A 16,042-nucleotide genomic window follows, 5' to 3' on the forward strand; every position below is an offset into this window, starting at 1 on the left:
ATTTAACAGTACTTTCTTCCTCTTAAACGCGTCAGAGGGTTGAATAGTCAGCTTATGCATAATGTTGAATTTCTTTCTGGAAGCAATATCAGTGAGTGATATCGTAAGCGGACTAATAATATAAATAAGAAAGGAGCGACTCAATGCGGAAAGGATTTTAAAATAAATTTAAGCCGCGGGCGACGCGTGAAACGCCACCCGCGAGAAGCATCACTGGAAGGGTTTGATATCACCGACGCCTTCACGAAGCACCACCGGCGCGTCTTCGGTCAGGTCGATAACCGTCGTCGGCTGCTGGCCAAGATAACCGCCGTGAATAATCAGATCGACCACCTTCTCCAGACGGTCTTTAATCTCTTCCGGATCGGACTCCGTGAATTCATTACCTGGCAGCATCAACGATGTCGAGAGCATCGGTTCGCCAAGCGTTTCCAGCAGCATCTGGGCGATAGGGTTCGCCGGCACGCGCATCCCAATGGTTTTACGCTTTTCTTGCAACAGGCGGCGCGGCACCTCTTTCGTTCCCTTAAGAATGAACGTGTAGTTGCCCGGCGTATTGTTTTTGATAAGACGAAACGCCACGTTATCGACAAACGCGTAGGTCGATAACTCGGAGAGATCGCGGCACATCAGGGTGAAATTGTGGCCATCCGGCAACTGACGGATACGGCAGATCCGCTCCATCGCCCCTTTATCTTCGATTTTGCAACCCAGGGCATAGCCAGAGTCCGTTGGATAAACGATAACCCCGCCCTTACGCACAATTTCCACCGCCTGATTAATCAACCGCGCCTGCGGATTATCGGGATGGATATAGAAAAACTGGCTCATACTTCCCTCTCAATTTGTTCAGCGGCCACTTCCCAACTGCGCCAGATCCCTTCCACGCCAGCGGGTAGCCAAAGTTTGCGCCCCAGTTCAATCCACGGGCAAGGCTGGTGGAAATCCGAACCCTGCGACGCCATCAAACCAAACTGTTGCGCGTAGCTCGCCAGCTGCGCGCGCTCATGCGGCGCCTGCTGGCATTGGGCGACCTCCATCGCGTCGCCGCCCTGCTCGCTAAAATGGGCCAACAGCCGTTTCAGCCATTTGGCAGAAAGATCGTAACGCCCCGGATGGGCGATCACCGCTTTGCCGCCAGAATGATGAATGACATCAATCGCTTGTTTTATTGTACACCACTGCGGCGGAACGTATCCGGTTTTCCCGCGGGCGAGATATTTTTTGAATACATCGGCAATATTGCTCGCAAAGCCGGCTTCAACTAAAAAGCGGGCAAAATGGCCGCGGGTGACCGCGCCGCCATCGGCGAGCTTTAACGCCCCTTCCCAGGCACCGGGGATACGCGCTTTCTCCAACCGTTCGGCAATCATCTGCCCGCGCTGGTTGCGCCGCGCTTTCTGTTCACAGAGCAGTTGCGTCATCGCCGAATGGTCGATATCAATATTCAGTCCGACGATATGAATTTCGTGGTTTTCCCACAGGGTGGAAATTTCTACCCCGGTGATAAGCGTGAGCGGCAGTTCAGCCCGCGCAATTTCGGCACGCGCTGCCGGAATGGCCGCCACGCTATCATGATCGGTGATTGCCAGCGTCCCCACCCGCATCTCATGCGCGCGATGTACCAGCTCTTCTGGAGTCAATCGCCCATCGGAGGCGACGGTATGGCTGTGCAGGTCATAAATGACCGCGTAATTAGTGTCGCTCAAAATGGCTCCTGGTGGACCTGAACTGAAATAAGCGCATTATGATAACGACTGAGAAAGAAAATCTGCAAACAAGGGTTGACTTTATTTTCATGGACTAGTTAACTAGTACGCAAGTTCACACAACGGGTATCTCTGATGAAAGCGCAAATTATTACTCTTCATAGCTGGTGGCGTCGTTCCTGGAATCGGGCGGCGTGATCGCGTTTTGCACTCAGCAAACAGATACCGGGCCCGCCACTGAGCGGGCTTTTTTTTGAACGAAATAATGAACAGAACAGGCGAGAATGATAATGCAAACATCAAAACCAGCGCTCGAGCTTCTCACCAGCGACGCCATCTATCGCGAAAACCCGACGGCGTTATTCCATCAATTATGCGGCGCGCGTCCGGCAACCTTGCTGCTGGAATCGGCCGACATCGATAGTAAAGACGATTTAAAAAGCCTGCTGCTGGTCGATAGCGCCCTGCGCATTACCGCTCTTGGCAATACCGTCACTGTCCAGGCGCTTTCAGCGAACGGTGCCGCGCTGCTTGAACTGCTGGATAACGCATTGCCGTCCGGCATTGAGAATCTGCGCCAGCCGAACAGCCGGGTACTCACCTTCCCACCGGTTAGCGCCCTGCTGGATGAAGACGCTCGCCTGTGCTCGTTATCGGTGTTCGATGCGTTTCGTCTGTTACAGGATTTGGTCAGCGTCCCGCAGGCCGAGCGCGAAGCGATGTTCTTCGGCGGCCTGTTCGCTTACGACCTGGTGGCCGGTTTTGAGGATTTACCACCGCTCAATACCGATACCGCCTGCCCGGATTACTGTTTCTACCTGGCGGAGACGCTGCTGGTCATCGATCACCAGACCAAAAGCACCCGCATTCAGGCGAGCCTGTTCACGCCGCTGGAGAATGAGAAACAGCGTCTTCTGCAACGTATCGCCCAGCTTCGCCAGCAGTTAAATGAACCGCCCGCGCCGCTGCCGGTAACGACGGTTGCCGAAATGCGCTGCGACGTCGATCAGAGCGATGAAGAGTACGGCGCCGTGGTGCGCAAAATGCAGCGCGCCATTCGCGCGGGCGAAATTTTCCAGGTCGTGCCGTCGCGCCGTTTCTCACTTCCCTGCCCGTCGCCGCTGGCCTCGTACGATGTGCTGAAAAAGAGCAATCCCAGCCCGTATATGTTCTTTATGCAGGATAACGATTTCACCCTGTTCGGCGCATCGCCGGAAAGCTCGTTGAAATACGACGCCGTCAGCCGCCAGATTGAGATCTACCCCATTGCCGGCACCCGTCCTCGCGGCCGCCGCGCCGATGGTTCACTGGATCGCGATCTCGATAGCCGTATTGAGCTGGAGATGCGTACCGACCACAAAGAGCTTTCTGAACATCTGATGCTGGTTGACCTGGCCCGTAACGATCTGGCCCGCATCTGTACCCCGGGTAGCCGCTACGTAGCAGATTTGACCAAAGTCGATCGCTACTCTTTTGTGATGCATCTGGTTTCCCGCGTGGTCGGCGAACTGCGCCGCGACCTTGATGTCCTGCACGCCTACCGCGCCTGCATGAATATGGGCACCCTTAGCGGCGCGCCGAAAGTTCGCGCCATGCAGCTAATCGCCGCCGCGGAAGGCAAGCGTCGCGGTAGCTACGGCGGCGCGGTCGGCTACTTTACCGCCCATGGCGACCTCGATACCTGCATCGTGATCCGCTCAGCCTACGTTGAGGATGGCATTGCCACCGTGCAGGCGGGCGCCGGTATCGTGCTCGATTCCGTTCCGCAATCCGAGGCGGATGAAACCCGTAATAAAGCTCGCGCCGTGCTGCGCGCCATTGCTCAGGCCCACCACGCGAAGGAGACTTTCTAATGGCCGACATCCTGCTGCTCGATAATATCGACTCCTTTACCTATAACCTCGCCGACCAGCTGCGGGCTAACGGCCACAACGTGGTTATTTATCGTAATACCGTACCGGCGCAATCGCTGATTGAACGTATCGGCACCATGGATAATCCGGTGCTGATGCTCTCTCCGGGGCCGGGAACCCCAAGCGAAGCCGGCTGCATGCCCGAGCTGCTGACCCGCCTGCGCGGCAAGTTACCGATTATCGGTATCTGCCTCGGCCACCAGGCCATCGTGGAAGCCTACGGCGGCTATGTCGGCCAGGCGGGAGAAATCCTTCACGGCAAAGCGTCAAGCATTGAGCATGACGGCCAGGCGATGTTCGCCGGTCTCGCCAACCCGCTGCCGGTGGCCCGCTACCATTCTCTTGTCGGCAGCAATATTCCGGCCGGGCTCACCATTAACGCCAATTTCAACGGTATGGTGATGGCGGTTCGCCACGACGCCGATCGCGTCTGCGGCTTCCAGTTCCATCCGGAATCGATTCTGACTACCCAGGGAGCGCTACTGCTGGAGCAAACGCTGGCATGGGCGCTGCAGAAACTGGAGCAGACCAATGTCGTACAGCCGATTCTGGAAAAACTGTACCAGGCCGAGACGCTGAGCCAGCAGGAGAGCCACGTGCTGTTTTCCGCCGTCGTGCGCGGCGAAGTGAAGCCGGAACAGCTGGCCGCCGCGCTGGTAAGCATGAAAGTGCGCGGCGAACAACCACAGGAAATTGCCGGCGCCGCTACCGCGCTGCTGGAAAACGCCGCGCCGTTCCCGCGCCCGGATTATCAGTTTGCCGATATCGTCGGTACCGGCGGCGATGGCAGCAACAGTATCAATATCTCAACCGCCAGCGCCTTTGTCGCCGCCGCCTGCGGTTTAAAGGTGGCGAAACACGGTAACCGCAGCGTCTCCAGTAAATCTGGCTCGTCCGATCTGCTGGCCGCGTTTGGCATCAACCTGGATATGAATGCCGATAAATCGCGCGCCGCGCTGGATGAACTGGGCGTCTGCTTCCTGTTCGCGCCGAAATACCACACCGGTTTCCGCCACGCGATGCCGGTCCGCCAGCAGTTGAAAACGCGCACCTTGTTTAACGTGTTGGGGCCGCTTATCAATCCGGCGCACCCGCCGCTGGCGTTGATTGGCGTCTACAGCCCGGAACTGGTGTTGCCGATTGCAGAAACCTTGCGCGTACTCGGTTATCAACGTGCCGCCGTGGTACACAGCGGCGGCATGGACGAAGTCTCGTTGCATGCGCCGACCGTGGTCGCCGAACTCAATAACGGCGAAATCCAAAGCTATCAGCTGACCGCCGCCGACTTCGGCCTGACGCCATATCATCAGGATCAACTGGCCGGCGGCACGCCGGAAGAAAACCGTGACATTCTCACGCGCTTGCTACAAGGTAAAGGTGAAGCCGCTCATGAAGCCGCCGTCGCCGCCAACGTCGCCATGTTGATGCGTTTACACGGGCATGAAGACCTGAAAGCCAACGCCCGGCAGGTGCTGGATGTGCTGCACAGCGGAGCGGCCTATGACAGAGTGACCGCATTAGCGGCAAGAGGGTAAATAATGCAGACCGTTTTAGCAAAAATCGTTGCTGACAAAGCGATTTGGGTAGAAGCCCGCAAACAACAACAACCGTTAGCCAGTTTTCAGAATGACATCGTGCCGTCCGAACGCCATTTTTACGATGCGCTGGCCGGCGCCCGCACCGCTTTTATTCTCGAGTGCAAAAAGGCGTCGCCGTCGAAGGGACTGATTCGTGAAGATTTCGACCCGGCGACCATCGCCGGGGTTTATAAGCACTACGCCTCGGCAATTTCGGTACTGTGCGATGAGAAATATTTTCAGGGCAGCTTTGATTTTCTGCCGATCGTCAGCAAAGTCGCGCCGCAGCCGATTCTGTGTAAAGACTTCACCATTGATCCTTACCAGATTTACCTCGCGCGTTACTACCAGGCCGATGCCTGCCTGCTGATGCTTTCGGTGCTCGATGATGATCAATATCGCCAGCTCGCCGCCGTCGCCCACAGTCTCAATATGGGCGTCCTGACCGAGGTCAGCAATGAAGAAGAGCTGGAGCGCGCGATTGCGCTGAAGGCCAAAGTCGTCGGCATTAACAACCGCGATCTGCGCGATATGTCGATTGATCTGAACCGCACGCGTCAACTGGCGCCGCGCCTCGGCCCGGATGTCACCGTGATCAGCGAATCCGGAATCCATACCTATGGCGAAGTCCGCGAACTGAGCCACTTCGCCAACGGCTTCCTGATTGGCTCGGCGCTGATGGAGCAACCGGATCTCAGCGCTGCGGTGAAGCGCGTGCTGTTAGGTGAGAACAAGGTCTGCGGCCTGACTCGTCCGCAGGATGCGCAAGTCGCCTGGGAGGCGGGCGCCATCTACGGCGGCCTGATTTTCGTCGATAGTTCGCCGCGTGCCGTTAACGACCAGCAGGCACAGGCGGTAATGGCCGCCGCGCCGCTTAGCTACGTTGGCGTGTTCCGTGATGCAGCCGTTGAAGAGGTCGTCACCCGCGCGACCAAATTGAAACTCGCCGCGGTCCAGCTTCATGGAAGCGAAGACCAGGCCTGGATTGATGCCCTGCGCGCGGCGCTGCCGGAGCAGATCCAAATCTGGAAGGCGCTGAGCGTCGGCGAAACGCTGCCGCCGCGTAACCTCAATCATGTGGCCAGATATGTCTTTGACAACGGTCAGGGCGGGAGCGGTCAACGCTTCGACTGGTCGCTGCTGCAGGGCCAGGACCTACGTAACGTGATGCTGGCAGGCGGCCTCAGCGCCGATAACTGCGTAGAAGCCGCGAAAAGCGGCTGTGCCGGACTCGATTTCAACTCAGGCGTAGAGTCGCAGCCGGGAATAAAAGAGGCAAGCCTGGTGGCTGCCGTTTTCCAGACGCTGCGCGCATATTAAGGAGCAATGCAATAATGAGCACTTTACTGAACCCGTATTTCGGCGAATTCGGCGGTATGTACGTTCCGCAGATCCTGATGCCCGCCCTGCGCCAGCTGGAAGAAGCTTTCGTCAGCGCGCAAAAAGATCCTGAGTTTCAGGCTGAATTCACCGACCTGCTGAAAAACTACGCGGGTCGTCCGACAGCGCTGACCAAATGCCGCAATCTGACCGAAGGCACCCGCACCACGCTGTACCTCAAGCGTGAAGATCTGCTCCACGGCGGCGCGCACAAAACCAACCAGGTGCTGGGCCAGGCGCTACTCGCCAAACGTATGGGCAAAACGGAAATTATCGCCGAAACCGGCGCCGGCCAACACGGCGTCGCCTCGGCGCTGGCCAGCGCCCTGCTCGGTCTGAAATGCCGCATCTATATGGGCGCCAAAGACGTCGAGCGCCAGTCGCCGAACGTCTTCCGCATGCGCCTGATGGGTGCGGAGGTCATTCCAGTGCACAGCGGTTCCGCCACCCTGAAAGATGCCTGTAACGAAGCGCTGCGCGACTGGTCCGGCAGCTACGAGAAGGCGCACTACATGCTCGGCACTGCCGCTGGCCCGCATCCATTCCCGACTATCGTGCGTGAATTCCAGCGCATGATCGGCGAAGAAACCAAAGCGCAGATCCTTGAGAAAGAAGGACGCCTGCCGGACGCGGTGATCGCCTGCGTTGGCGGTGGTTCTAACGCCATCGGCATGTTCGCTGATTTCATTGATGAATCCCGCGTTGGCCTGATTGGCGTCGAGCCTGCCGGCCACGGTATCGAAACCGGCGAGCACGGCGCGCCGCTGAAGCACGGTCGCGTCGGCATTTACTTCGGCATGAAGTCGCCGATGATGCAAACTTCCGACGGGCAGATCGAAGAATCTTATTCTATCTCCGCCGGGCTGGATTTCCCGTCAGTGGGTCCGCAGCATGCGTTCCTTAACAGCACCGGGCGCGCCGAGTATGTGTCAATTACCGACAACGAAGCGCTGGATGCCTTTAAAGCGCTCTCCCGCCATGAAGGCATTATTCCGGCGCTGGAGTCGTCGCACGCTCTGGCGCACGCGCTGAAGATGATGCGCGAGAATCCGGATAAAGAGCAGCTGCTGGTGGTTAACCTGTCTGGCCGCGGCGATAAAGACATCTTCACCGTACACGACATTTTGAAAGCGCGAGGGGAAATCTGATGGAACGTTACGAGACGCTATTTGCACAGTTAAAAAACCGCCAGGAAGGCGCCTTTGTTCCCTTCGTCACCCTCGGCGATCCGGGGCCGGAACAGTCGCTGAAAATCATCGATGCGCTGATTGAAGCCGGCGCCGATGCGCTGGAATTGGGGATCCCCTTCTCCGACCCGCTGGCCGACGGCCCGACGATTCAGGGTGCCACATTGCGCGCTTTTGCCGCCGGCGTCACCCCGGCGCAGTGCTTCGAAATGCTGGCGGCGATCCGCCACAAGCATCCGACAATCCCAATCGGCCTTTTGATGTACGCGAACCTGGTGTTCAGCCCGGGGATTGATGAGTTCTACGCCGAATGCGCGCGTGTCGGCGTGGATTCGGTTCTGGTCGCCGACGTGCCGGTCGAAGAGTCCGCCCCGTTCCGCCAGGCCGCCCTGCGTCATAACATTGCGCCGATTTTCATCTGCCCGCCAAATGCCGATGACGATTTACTGCGCCAGATTGCCTCCTATGGCCGCGGCTATACCTACCTGCTATCGCGCGCTGGCGTGACAGGCGCGGAAAACCGCGCCGCGCTGCCGCTACATCATCTGATTGAAAAACTGGCGGAATATAACGCCGCGCCGCCGCTGCAGGGCTTTGGCATCTCGGCGCCGGAGCAGGTTTCCGCCGCCATTGACGCCGGTGCCGCCGGGGCAATATCCGGCTCGGCCATCGTCAAGATTATCGAGCGCAATCTTGAGCAGCCGCAGAACATGCTCGCAGAGCTAAAAACCTTCGTGCGCAGTTTGAAAGCAGCGACCAAAACCGCCTGACCCTTTGTCGCCCGGCCTCACGCCGGGCGGCTATTTCCGCTGCAGGCTGTTGGCGTATTTTCGCGTTAAGCGAAACAGCGCCAGCACCTCATCTTCTGACCATCCAGCCAGCACCTGATTCATTAACCGCCGCCGCGCAACGGCAATAGCGTCGATCATCCGCTGCCCCTTTTCGCTAAGCGTCACCTCGCTAATCCGCCGGTCTTTGGCATTGGCCTGCTTGCAGGCAAGGCCCTGAGCCTCGAGCTTTTTCACCTGCCGGCTGACGGTGGTGTAATCGCGGCCTAAATGATCCGCCAGCTCAACTACCCCCACCGGGCCATAGCGCCCTACCGCCACCAGTAGTGGGAAGAGCATCTGTTCAAGCTGTACCCCTGCCGCCTGTAATATCTGCTCATCGCGCAGCGGTTGATTCATCACGCTGATGATATCTAACAGCGCGCCGTGAAAGTCGGTGATGTCGTAATTATTATGTGCATCTTGCATATATTAGTTAACCGCGTATAGTGCTCCTGAAGAATATGTGCATATTACACATAATTATCATCAGGGGATAATGTTATGAAAGCCGCCGTGGTATTTGATCTTAGCGAAGGCCCGATATGGGCCGATTTTAGCGAACCGCAGCCTGCAGCCGGACACACGCTGATCGACGTTCGCGCCGCCGCCATTAGCCACGTAGTTAAGGGCCGGGCATCGGGACGTCATTATAGTTTTGACGGCACGCTGCCGTTTGTCGTCGGTATCGATGGCGTCGGTATGACCTCTGACGGCCAGCGCGTCTATTTTGCTTTCCCCAGCGCGCCGTTCGGCAGTATGGCGCAACGCGCGCCGGTCGCGCTGCAGAATTGCCTGCCGCTGCCGGATGCACTTGATGACATCAGCGCCGCGGCCATGGCCAATCCGGGCATGTCTGCCTGGGCTGCGCTTGTCAAACGGGCGCAGTTTCAGGCCGGCGAAACGGTACTGATTAACGGCGCCACCGGCAGCGCCGGGCAGCTGGCGGTGCAGATTGCCCGCTACCTCGGTGCGAAAAAAATCATTGCCACCGGGCGCAATGCGCAAGCGCTGACCGCCCTCGCAGCCGATGAATGCATTAACTTAACGGCCGATGAGCAGACGCTAAATGCGCAGTTTGCCACCGCCAGCGCCGGGCAAATCGATGTGGTTGTGGATTATTTGTGGGGCCGCAGCGCAGAGTTGCTGCTGCCTATACTGGCGAAATATACCCCCGGCGATAAGCCGGTACGTTATGTGCAGGTGGGTTCTCTTGCCGGAGCGGATATCAGATTAAATGGCGCGGTGCTTCGCGCCGCGCCGCTACAGCTCATGGGTAGCGGCATCGGCAGCCTGAGCATGCCACAACTGCTGGCGGCAACCGGGGAGATGCTGCAGGCGGCGGTTCCCGGTCATTTTACCATCGCCACCACGCCGCTACCGCTCCGCGATGTCGCTGCGGCATGGCCGCGTGATAACAGCCAGAAACGCACGGTTTTCACCCTTGATTAAAAAAATGCGCCTCCGCACAAACTCTGGGGTTGATATCTTAAATGAGAAATATTATCTTTCTCATTACCGAATAGTTGAGTGAACAACTCAGGTATTCGGTACGACATTGCTCACATTGCTTCCAGTATTTTTGCCCGCGTTTATCGCGGGCTTTTTTTTGATTCAACTTCAGCTTTTAGTGGTCGAGATACAGATAATGCAACCAGCTGGTCATCCGTAACAGCACCTTACGCATCACCGACACGTGGGCAAAATGGTCGGTATACACCGCCGCCTGGGCACTGACCCCATCCGGTAAATGGGCAAGATCGCGGCTCGCCGCCAGGTCAATCATCACATAAACCCCTTCCCGACCAGGCGTGGCGCTTAAACCCTGTAATGCGCCGCTCGCCTGGTAACTGCCGTCGGGAATGGTTGGCAGTACCTTTGTGACCTTGCCGGCATACACCTGCCCCGGTAAGCCATTAAACACAACCTCTGCCTCGTCCCCCTGCTCCAGGCGCAGGATGGCGTTCTGGCGAAATACCGCCACCACCTGGCGTTTCTGCTGCGGAATAAAAATCATCACCGGTTTGAACGGCAGACGAACTGCCGTGGTTCCCGGACGCGCCAGCACCTGAGTGACATAACCATCGCTGGGCGCGCGGAATACCGTCTGTTCAAGGTCATAACGCGCCTCGGCAATCTGCGATTTCAGGCTGGCGATTTGCGCATCCTCGCCATTGAAACGCGCCGAAAGTCTTTCGAACTGCTGTTGATACTGGGCTTTAGCCGCCCGCAGGGCCGCAGATTGCGCTTGATATTGCTGCTCGGCGTGATTCACATCCTGCTCGGAAAAAGGATTTACCGGCATCGACGCGCCTTTCGCATAGCGCTGATAATCCTGACGGGCGCGTTCATATTCCGCCGTCATCTGCTGGACGTTGGCGGCGGCTTCACTTAATGCCGCTTTCCGGGTTCTGATATCCGCTTCGGCGGCACTAAGATCCGCCTCCAGTTTATTCAGTCGCGCACGATAACGGCTATCATCAAGACGAAACAGCACCTCGCCTTTGCGTAATAACACATTCGTTTTATCGGTAACTTCTACGATGGCCCCCGACACCTGCGGCACAATCGGAATCGACAATGCTATTTTTTGCGCGCGGTCGGTATACGGGTGATTATAATTCATGGTCAGAATTAGCGCGCCGACAATAAACACGCCGCCAAGGACTGCCGTTGGCACCGTCCATTTATTAACCGGGATACGGAAAATTTTAAATACGCCATAGGCCAATGCCACATAGCTCAGAATAATGAGTAAATCCATACATTGGCCTCAGCGTTTATTTGACGAGTTTGTCGTAACAGTTATCTGTTGTTCCTGCAGACGCTTGAGCTCGCTTTCAAGTTGCCTGATTCGCTGATGCATTTCGGCGTTATCTTCGAATTTATGCGCCATTCCCCACCCGCGCTCGGGGCGATACAGTGTCGCCCAGATCCACAACAGCGGCCAAATCGCATGTAGGGTGAACAGGCTCACCCAGCCGGCGACATGAATTGCATCCTGGTGAGGATGCTGGCGTTTCTTGGCCAATAAATAGGGAATATCATGAATAATAATAATGCCGTAAAATAAAATTAAAAACACGGCAATTAACACGCCTAAGGCGAAGTAGTCGAGAAACATAATAACACCTGGTAATAAAAAAGGTAAACCGTACTAACTACGCTGTTTTATAATTAGCAATGCCACTCACTGTAATAGTGCGGCTGTGCCGGGAATAATCATTTTCCGACTGATAGACCAAATATTGATAACGGTAAAAATCAGTACTTTTATCTTTCCGGTATAATATCTCTTCCGCCGAAACCGATAGTCCCTTGATAATATCGTCATATTCAATATGTTTTTCTTTTTCGGTTACGCTGGAAGCGCACGCCGCCAGCAGCAACATTGCAGATAACGCAGCCATTGTTGTTATTTTCATCGAATTATTTCTCTATATTTTTCGGCTGTAATAAATAATCCACGCAAATAATACCCAGCTACTCGCCAGAAGTCATATGACAATGACGGCAAAGATGTATATCATTTTTGATATAGCAAACCAAAAGAACCAACCTTGTGAAAGAAAAAGACCTGCGCATTGACGAACTCCGCATCGTTCGCATGATTGCCGAAACGGCAAGCGTGAGCAAAGCCGCCCAACTACTGGACATGCCGCAGTCGAATGTGTCGCGGGCGCTGAATGCGCTGGAACGGCGCCTGGGGCTGGAGATCTTTATCCGCCATCCACGGGCGTTAATCCTGAGCGAGTTTGGCGAGCAGTTCCTGCGCCGGGCGGATATTCTGCTGGATAAGCATAATGATCTGCTTGATATGTCCGGTACCTGGAAACGCAGCCTCAACGGCATGGTGACGCTCGGCGCGCCGATCGGCATTCAGGCTTTCCTTGCCCGATACCTTTTGCCGCCGGTGCTACGTTCGGCGCCGGAATTAACCGTCAATATTCTCACCCGCAATCCCGACGAGCGCGAACAGAAATACGGGACGCTTTTTGATAGCGATTGCGATCTGCTGATTAGCTTTTTCCAACCGCAGGACGAAAGCCTGATCGCAAGGCCACTCACTCGCTTTCGCATGGGGCTGTTTGCCTGCGCGGATTATATTGTGCAGTCGCCCCTGCACGATGTTGATGAGCTTGCGCAGCACCGCTGCATCACTTTGCGTACGTTGGGCGGGATCCGCAACAGTTGGCATTGCTATAACGCCGCGGGTGAGAGTATTCAGGTAGAGGTCAACGGTTCCAGCGTATGCGATAACATTTTGCCGGCTATCGAGCTTGCCAAGCAGGGCCTGGGCATCGTATATGCCCCTTTTTACTCCGTCGCGGCGGAATTAGAAGCGGGTACGCTACAGCCCTGTCTGCCACGAGAACGCGGCGTGAATATGCAGGCGTGGTTGATTTATCGTCAACGAGGCGTGTTGCCGCATCGCGTGCAGGTGATAATGGATAGCATTATGGAAAGCGCCAAACTGCACGCCCATCGGTTGGTCTGAAGAGGATAAAACTGGCCGCGAACGGCCAGTTTTTTTAAACCATTAGAACCGATAACCGGCAGAGAACATAAACACCCACGGGTCCAGACGGGTACTGACGGTCTGATTCTCTCCGTTAGCTTTAAATTTCACGTCGGTGTCGATATCCATGTACCACACTGACATGTTCAGCAGCCAATTGCGGTCAATCAGATAATCCAGGCCAACCTGTCCTGCCGCGCCCCATGAATCCTTCAGGCTCAGGTCGGAAAGCCCGGCGTCCTTACCGGTATCGTTGAAATCATTGTTAAAGAAGGTTGTATAGTTAATACCGGCGCCGACATACGGGCGCACTTTGCTTTGCGCATCGCCAAAGTACCACTGCGCCATCAGCGTCGGCGGCAACTGGTGTACGGTAGCGATGGTGCCGGTCGGCCCGGTACCGACCTTGTGGCGGAACGGCGTTGCCGCCAGCAGTTCGATACCGATATTGTCGGTCGCCATATAGGTAAAGGTTAAACCTAACTGGGTGTTATTACTGACGTTAAAACCGCCGAGACTACCCAGTACGTTGTCAGAACCCTCAGTCGGGCGAACCGTCGCCGAACCCGCGCGAATAAAAAACTCCCCCGCTTCATGCGCCCAGGCGCTACCACCAGAAAGCGTACCTAAGATCAATGCCGCCGCTGCAATTTTCTTCATATCCATGTCCCCATTATGGTTTTTATCAGCGGCAGCAAATATACCTACAATGAGTTAGTTTTGATCTGTTTTAGATCACACCAGGCCATTAGATTTAACATTTATTGATCCAGATTAATTTTTGCAGCACTCAGTAACGTTCTGATTTGTCCTTACATCAATTTTTACCCGTGAGAAAAATTTTTGCGTCCCCCTCTTGTCGCCGATCGTGCGGATAGCTAATTTAATTGCCGACAATTTGTGTTGATGCGTTTTTTTCAGGTGTAATTATGAGTGAAATCAACCCGTGCATGACGTGCGGTGCCTGTTGTGCGTATTTTCGAGTCTCCTTCTATTGGGCTGAAGCCGACGACGCCGGCGGCGTGGTACCTACGCAGCTCACCGAACCCCTTACCCCTTTTCTGCGCTGCATGAGCGGCACCAATCAGCGGCAAAGCCGCTGCACAGCCTTAAGCGGCGAAATCGGCGAATCGGTGCACTGCACCATCTATCATCAGCGGCCTTCCCCCTGCCGCGAATTTGCTATGTCAGGCGAAGGCGGCGAACTCAACGAAGCGTGCGATCGCGCCCGTGCCCGCTACGGCCTGCCGCCGCTGGGAACTCTTTACAAAGATATACTTACCGTGACAACGGCAGAGACTGCTACCCAACCACGTTTTGCGGTACAATCCCCGGCTAGTTAAAACACCTGCAAGACTCAAGGAGAATGCATGTCTATCACGGCGAAGTCCGTCTACCGTGACACGGGGAATTTTTTTCGTAATCAGTTCGTTACTATTCTGCTGATTGCGTTGTTATGCGCGTTCATCACGGTAGTCATTGGCCATGCCTTTTCGCCCAGTGACGAGCAGTTATCGATCCTCAGCGAAGGCGATAACCTGGCGGGCAGCGCCGGCTTGTTTGAGCTGGTGCAGAACATGACGCCGGAACAGCAGCAGATCTTGCTGCGCGCGTCGGCAGCCTCAACCTTCTCCGGCCTGGTGGGGAATGCCATCCTCGTCGGCGGCGTACTGTTGCTGATCCAGCTGATCTCCGCCGGGCATCGCGTCAGCGCGCTGCGGGCGATCGGCGCCGCGGCGCCGGTTCTGCCGAAACTGTTGCTGCTTATCCTGTTCACCACCTTCGTGGTACAGATGGGGATGATGCTGGTGCTGGTGCCGGGCGTGCTGCTGGCGATTGTCCTGGCGTTCGCGCCGGTGATGCTGGTGCAGGATAAAATCGGCATCTTTAGCGCAATGCGCGGCAGTATGCGTCTGGCGTGGGCTAATATGCGTCTGGTGGCGCCAGCGGTACTGGGCTGGCTGCTGGCAAAAACGGCGCTGCTGCTGCTTGCTTCAAGCTTCGCAACGCTGTCGCCAAACGTCGCCGCCGTGGTCATTAATACCATCAGCAATCTGTTCTCTGCGCTGTTGCTGATCTATTTGTTCCGCTTGTATATGCTTATTCGCAACTAACTTTAATCTGGGCCGAGTATTCCGGCCCTTCCTGAACGACGGAATTGATGTATGAAGCAGTTTCTCGATTTTTTACCGCTCGTAGTCTTCTTCGCTTTTTATAAGATTTACGATATCTACGCCGCAACCACCGCGCTGATCGTCGCCACCGCGGTGGTCCTCATTTATAGCTGGGTGCGCTATCGTAAAGTTGAAAAGATGGCGCTGATCACTTTTGTGCTGGTCGCCGTCTTCGGCGGTCTGACTATCTTCTTCCACAACGATGAATTCATTAAGTGGAAAGTGACCGTCATCTACGCCCTGTTTGCTGGCGCCCTGCTGTTCAGCCAGTGGGTAATGAAAAAACCGCTTATCCAACGCATGCTTGGCAAAGAGCTGACGCTGCCGCAGCAGGTGTGGTCACGGCTGAATCTGGCCTGGGCGCTGTTCTTTATTCTCTGCGGGCTGGCCAATATCTACATCGCGTTCTGGCTGCCGCAGAATATCTGGGTCAACTTCAAAGTCTTCGGTTTAACGGCATTGACCCTGGTCTTTACCCTATTGAGCGGCGTCTATATCTACCGCCACATGCCGCAGGACGATAAGCACTAATACCTCTTAACGGTACGCGCTGGCCGGCGCGTACCGCCTCCCTTGTGCTTTTCATTTCTTTTCTCTACCTCCTATCCCGTTCAGTTCAAATTTAACTTCCGAAAGAGTGGGTAAGCCGCCTCTTATTACGCCATTCCCCAACGGCTCGCCTTCACGCTTTCTTCATCAAACAGGAAAAATTGCGCCAATTGTGAGGATTTGATGAAGTTTCGTCTCGCCTGATTG

At 55.8% G+C, this 16,042-nt stretch carries 17 protein-coding genes and 1 other annotated feature; of the genes, 10 read left to right on the plus strand and 7 right to left on the minus strand.

All coding sequences use genetic code 11. The features are described from left to right. Positions 1-210: 210 nt before the first annotated feature. Together EAE_RS21640 and rnm are read right to left on the minus strand one after the other, a co-directional pair. Positions 211-831 (minus strand): L-threonylcarbamoyladenylate synthase, encoded by a 621-nt coding sequence (locus tag EAE_RS21640; RefSeq protein ID WP_015366212.1) that lies wholly within the window; start codon positions 829-831, stop codon positions 211-213. Then, entirely contained in the window at positions 828-1,709 is an 882-nt protein-coding gene (gene rnm / locus EAE_RS21645) for an RNase RNM (RefSeq protein WP_015705744.1), read from the minus strand. Before rnm ends, EAE_RS21640 begins: the two co-directional genes overlap by 4 nt. Before the next feature lie 159 nt (positions 1,710-1,868). Next, positions 1,869-1,964: a sequence feature (Trp leader region), on the plus strand. A gap of 35 nt (positions 1,965-1,999) precedes the next feature. On the opposite strand from rnm, the gene EAE_RS21650 reads away from it, so the two are divergent. Genes EAE_RS21650 through trpA form a run of 5 tightly spaced genes read left to right on the plus strand, consistent with a single transcriptional unit; the run spans position 2,000 to position 8,536 of the window. Continuing rightward, the gene (locus tag EAE_RS21650) at positions 2,000-3,562 is read left to right on the plus strand and encodes an anthranilate synthase component 1 (protein WP_015366210.1); all 1,563 of its coding nucleotides are present in this window, start codon (positions 2,000-2,002) and stop codon (positions 3,560-3,562) included. Continuing rightward, entirely contained in the window at positions 3,562-5,157 is a 1,596-nt protein-coding gene (trpD, locus tag EAE_RS21655; protein WP_015366209.1) for a bifunctional anthranilate synthase glutamate amidotransferase component TrpG/anthranilate phosphoribosyltransferase TrpD, read from the plus strand. Before EAE_RS21650 ends, trpD begins: the two co-directional genes overlap by 1 nt. A 3-nt stretch (positions 5,158-5,160) precedes the next feature. Further along, complete coding sequence (trpCF, locus tag EAE_RS21660) at positions 5,161-6,519, plus strand: bifunctional indole-3-glycerol-phosphate synthase TrpC/phosphoribosylanthranilate isomerase TrpF (protein WP_015705745.1); 1,359 nt, start codon at positions 5,161-5,163, stop codon at positions 6,517-6,519. A 14-nt stretch (positions 6,520-6,533) separates the two neighbouring features. Then, positions 6,534-7,727 carry a tryptophan synthase subunit beta gene (gene trpB / locus EAE_RS21665; RefSeq protein ID WP_015366207.1) on the plus strand — a complete coding sequence of 398 codons (1,194 nt, stop codon included), beginning with the start codon at positions 6,534-6,536 and terminating at the stop codon, positions 7,725-7,727. Next, positions 7,727-8,536, plus strand: coding sequence for a tryptophan synthase subunit alpha (trpA, locus tag EAE_RS21670; protein WP_015705746.1), 810 nt, complete (start codon positions 7,727-7,729; stop codon positions 8,534-8,536). Before trpB ends, trpA begins: the two co-directional genes overlap by 1 nt. 30 nt (positions 8,537-8,566) lie before the next feature. Here the strand turns inward: trpA and EAE_RS21675 are convergent, their stop codons facing one another. Then, entirely contained in the window at positions 8,567-9,022 is a 456-nt protein-coding gene (locus EAE_RS21675; RefSeq protein WP_015705747.1) for a MarR family winged helix-turn-helix transcriptional regulator, read from the minus strand. Between the two features lie 75 nt (positions 9,023-9,097). On the opposite strand from EAE_RS21675, the gene EAE_RS21680 reads away from it, so the two are divergent. After that, positions 9,098-10,045: a quinone oxidoreductase family protein gene (locus EAE_RS21680; RefSeq protein ID WP_015705748.1), complete on the plus strand. Its 948-nt coding sequence runs from the start codon at positions 9,098-9,100 to the stop codon at positions 10,043-10,045. A 175-nt stretch (positions 10,046-10,220) separates the two neighbouring features. Here EAE_RS21680 and EAE_RS21685 read toward each other — a convergent pair whose 3' ends face one another. Genes EAE_RS21685 through EAE_RS21695 form a run of 3 tightly spaced genes read right to left on the minus strand, consistent with a single transcriptional unit; the run spans position 10,221 to position 12,018 of the window. Beyond that, positions 10,221-11,357, minus strand: coding sequence for an HlyD family secretion protein (locus EAE_RS21685; protein ID WP_015705749.1), 1,137 nt, complete (start codon positions 11,355-11,357; stop codon positions 10,221-10,223). Between the two features lie 9 nt (positions 11,358-11,366). Continuing rightward, positions 11,367-11,717: a DUF3302 domain-containing protein gene (locus EAE_RS21690; RefSeq protein WP_015705750.1), complete on the minus strand. Its 351-nt coding sequence runs from the start codon at positions 11,715-11,717 to the stop codon at positions 11,367-11,369. 37 nt (positions 11,718-11,754) lie between these two features. Then, on the minus strand, positions 11,755-12,018 hold the full coding sequence (locus EAE_RS21695; RefSeq protein ID WP_047057946.1) for a hypothetical protein: 264 nt from the start codon (positions 12,016-12,018) through the stop codon (positions 11,755-11,757). Between the two features lie 137 nt (positions 12,019-12,155). On the opposite strand from EAE_RS21695, the gene EAE_RS21700 reads away from it, so the two are divergent. Next, positions 12,156-13,091 carry a LysR family transcriptional regulator gene (locus EAE_RS21700; protein ID WP_015705752.1) on the plus strand — a complete coding sequence of 312 codons (936 nt, stop codon included), beginning with the start codon at positions 12,156-12,158 and terminating at the stop codon, positions 13,089-13,091. Positions 13,092-13,133: 42 nt separating this feature from the next. On the opposite strand, the gene ompW is transcribed toward EAE_RS21700, so the two are convergent. Further along, entirely contained in the window at positions 13,134-13,772 is a 639-nt protein-coding gene (gene ompW, locus EAE_RS21705) for an outer membrane protein OmpW (protein WP_015705753.1), read from the minus strand. Between the two features lie 269 nt (positions 13,773-14,041). Here ompW and EAE_RS21710 point away from each other — a divergent pair, with 269 nt between their 5' ends. The 3 genes from EAE_RS21710 to EAE_RS21720 are packed head-to-tail and all read left to right on the plus strand — an operon-like array spanning position 14,042 to position 15,817. Then, positions 14,042-14,455: a YkgJ family cysteine cluster protein gene (locus tag EAE_RS21710; protein ID WP_015705754.1), complete on the plus strand. Its 414-nt coding sequence runs from the start codon at positions 14,042-14,044 to the stop codon at positions 14,453-14,455. Between the two features lie 27 nt (positions 14,456-14,482). After that, the gene (locus EAE_RS21715) at positions 14,483-15,226 is read left to right on the plus strand and encodes a YciC family protein (protein ID WP_015366197.1); all 744 of its coding nucleotides are present in this window, start codon (positions 14,483-14,485) and stop codon (positions 15,224-15,226) included. 51 nt (positions 15,227-15,277) lie between these two features. Next, a complete protein-coding gene (locus EAE_RS21720; protein WP_015366196.1) occupies positions 15,278-15,817 on the plus strand; it encodes a septation protein A in 540 nt (179 codons plus the stop codon). Positions 15,818-16,042: the final 225 nt, after the last annotated feature.

The sequence above is a fragment of the Klebsiella aerogenes KCTC 2190 genome (assembly GCF_000215745.1).
In the GTDB taxonomy this organism is placed as follows: Bacteria; Pseudomonadota; Gammaproteobacteria; order Enterobacterales; family Enterobacteriaceae; genus Klebsiella; species Klebsiella aerogenes.

What these genes read in the sequence shown, in the direction of transcription:
- EAE_RS21680 (WP_015705748.1), top strand. Translation starts at nt 9,098, where the DNA reads ATGAAAGCCGCCGTGGTATTTGATCTTAGCGAAGGCCCGATATGGGCC.
- trpCF (WP_015705745.1), top strand. Translation starts at nt 5,161, where the DNA reads ATGCAGACCGTTTTAGCAAAAATCGTTGCTGACAAAGCGATTTGGGTA.
- trpA (WP_015705746.1), top strand. Translation starts at nt 7,727, where the DNA reads ATGGAACGTTACGAGACGCTATTTGCACAGTTAAAAAACCGCCAGGAA.
- EAE_RS21690 (WP_015705750.1), bottom strand. Translation starts at nt 11,717, where the DNA reads ATGTTTCTCGACTACTTCGCCTTAGGCGTGTTAATTGCCGTGTTTTTA.
- trpD (WP_015366209.1), top strand. Translation starts at nt 3,562, where the DNA reads ATGGCCGACATCCTGCTGCTCGATAATATCGACTCCTTTACCTATAAC.
- EAE_RS21685 (WP_015705749.1), bottom strand. Translation starts at nt 11,357, where the DNA reads ATGGATTTACTCATTATTCTGAGCTATGTGGCATTGGCCTATGGCGTA.
- ompW (WP_015705753.1), bottom strand. Translation starts at nt 13,772, where the DNA reads ATGAAGAAAATTGCAGCGGCGGCATTGATCTTAGGTACGCTTTCTGGT.
- EAE_RS21695 (WP_047057946.1), bottom strand. Translation starts at nt 12,018, where the DNA reads ATGAAAATAACAACAATGGCTGCGTTATCTGCAATGTTGCTGCTGGCG.
- EAE_RS21710 (WP_015705754.1), top strand. Translation starts at nt 14,042, where the DNA reads ATGAGTGAAATCAACCCGTGCATGACGTGCGGTGCCTGTTGTGCGTAT.
- trpB (WP_015366207.1), top strand. Translation starts at nt 6,534, where the DNA reads ATGAGCACTTTACTGAACCCGTATTTCGGCGAATTCGGCGGTATGTAC.
- EAE_RS21675 (WP_015705747.1), bottom strand. Translation starts at nt 9,022, where the DNA reads ATGCAAGATGCACATAATAATTACGACATCACCGACTTTCACGGCGCG.
- EAE_RS21640 (WP_015366212.1), bottom strand. Translation starts at nt 831, where the DNA reads ATGAGCCAGTTTTTCTATATCCATCCCGATAATCCGCAGGCGCGGTTG.
- EAE_RS21720 (WP_015366196.1), top strand. Translation starts at nt 15,278, where the DNA reads ATGAAGCAGTTTCTCGATTTTTTACCGCTCGTAGTCTTCTTCGCTTTT.
- EAE_RS21715 (WP_015366197.1), top strand. Translation starts at nt 14,483, where the DNA reads ATGTCTATCACGGCGAAGTCCGTCTACCGTGACACGGGGAATTTTTTT.
- EAE_RS21650 (WP_015366210.1), top strand. Translation starts at nt 2,000, where the DNA reads ATGCAAACATCAAAACCAGCGCTCGAGCTTCTCACCAGCGACGCCATC.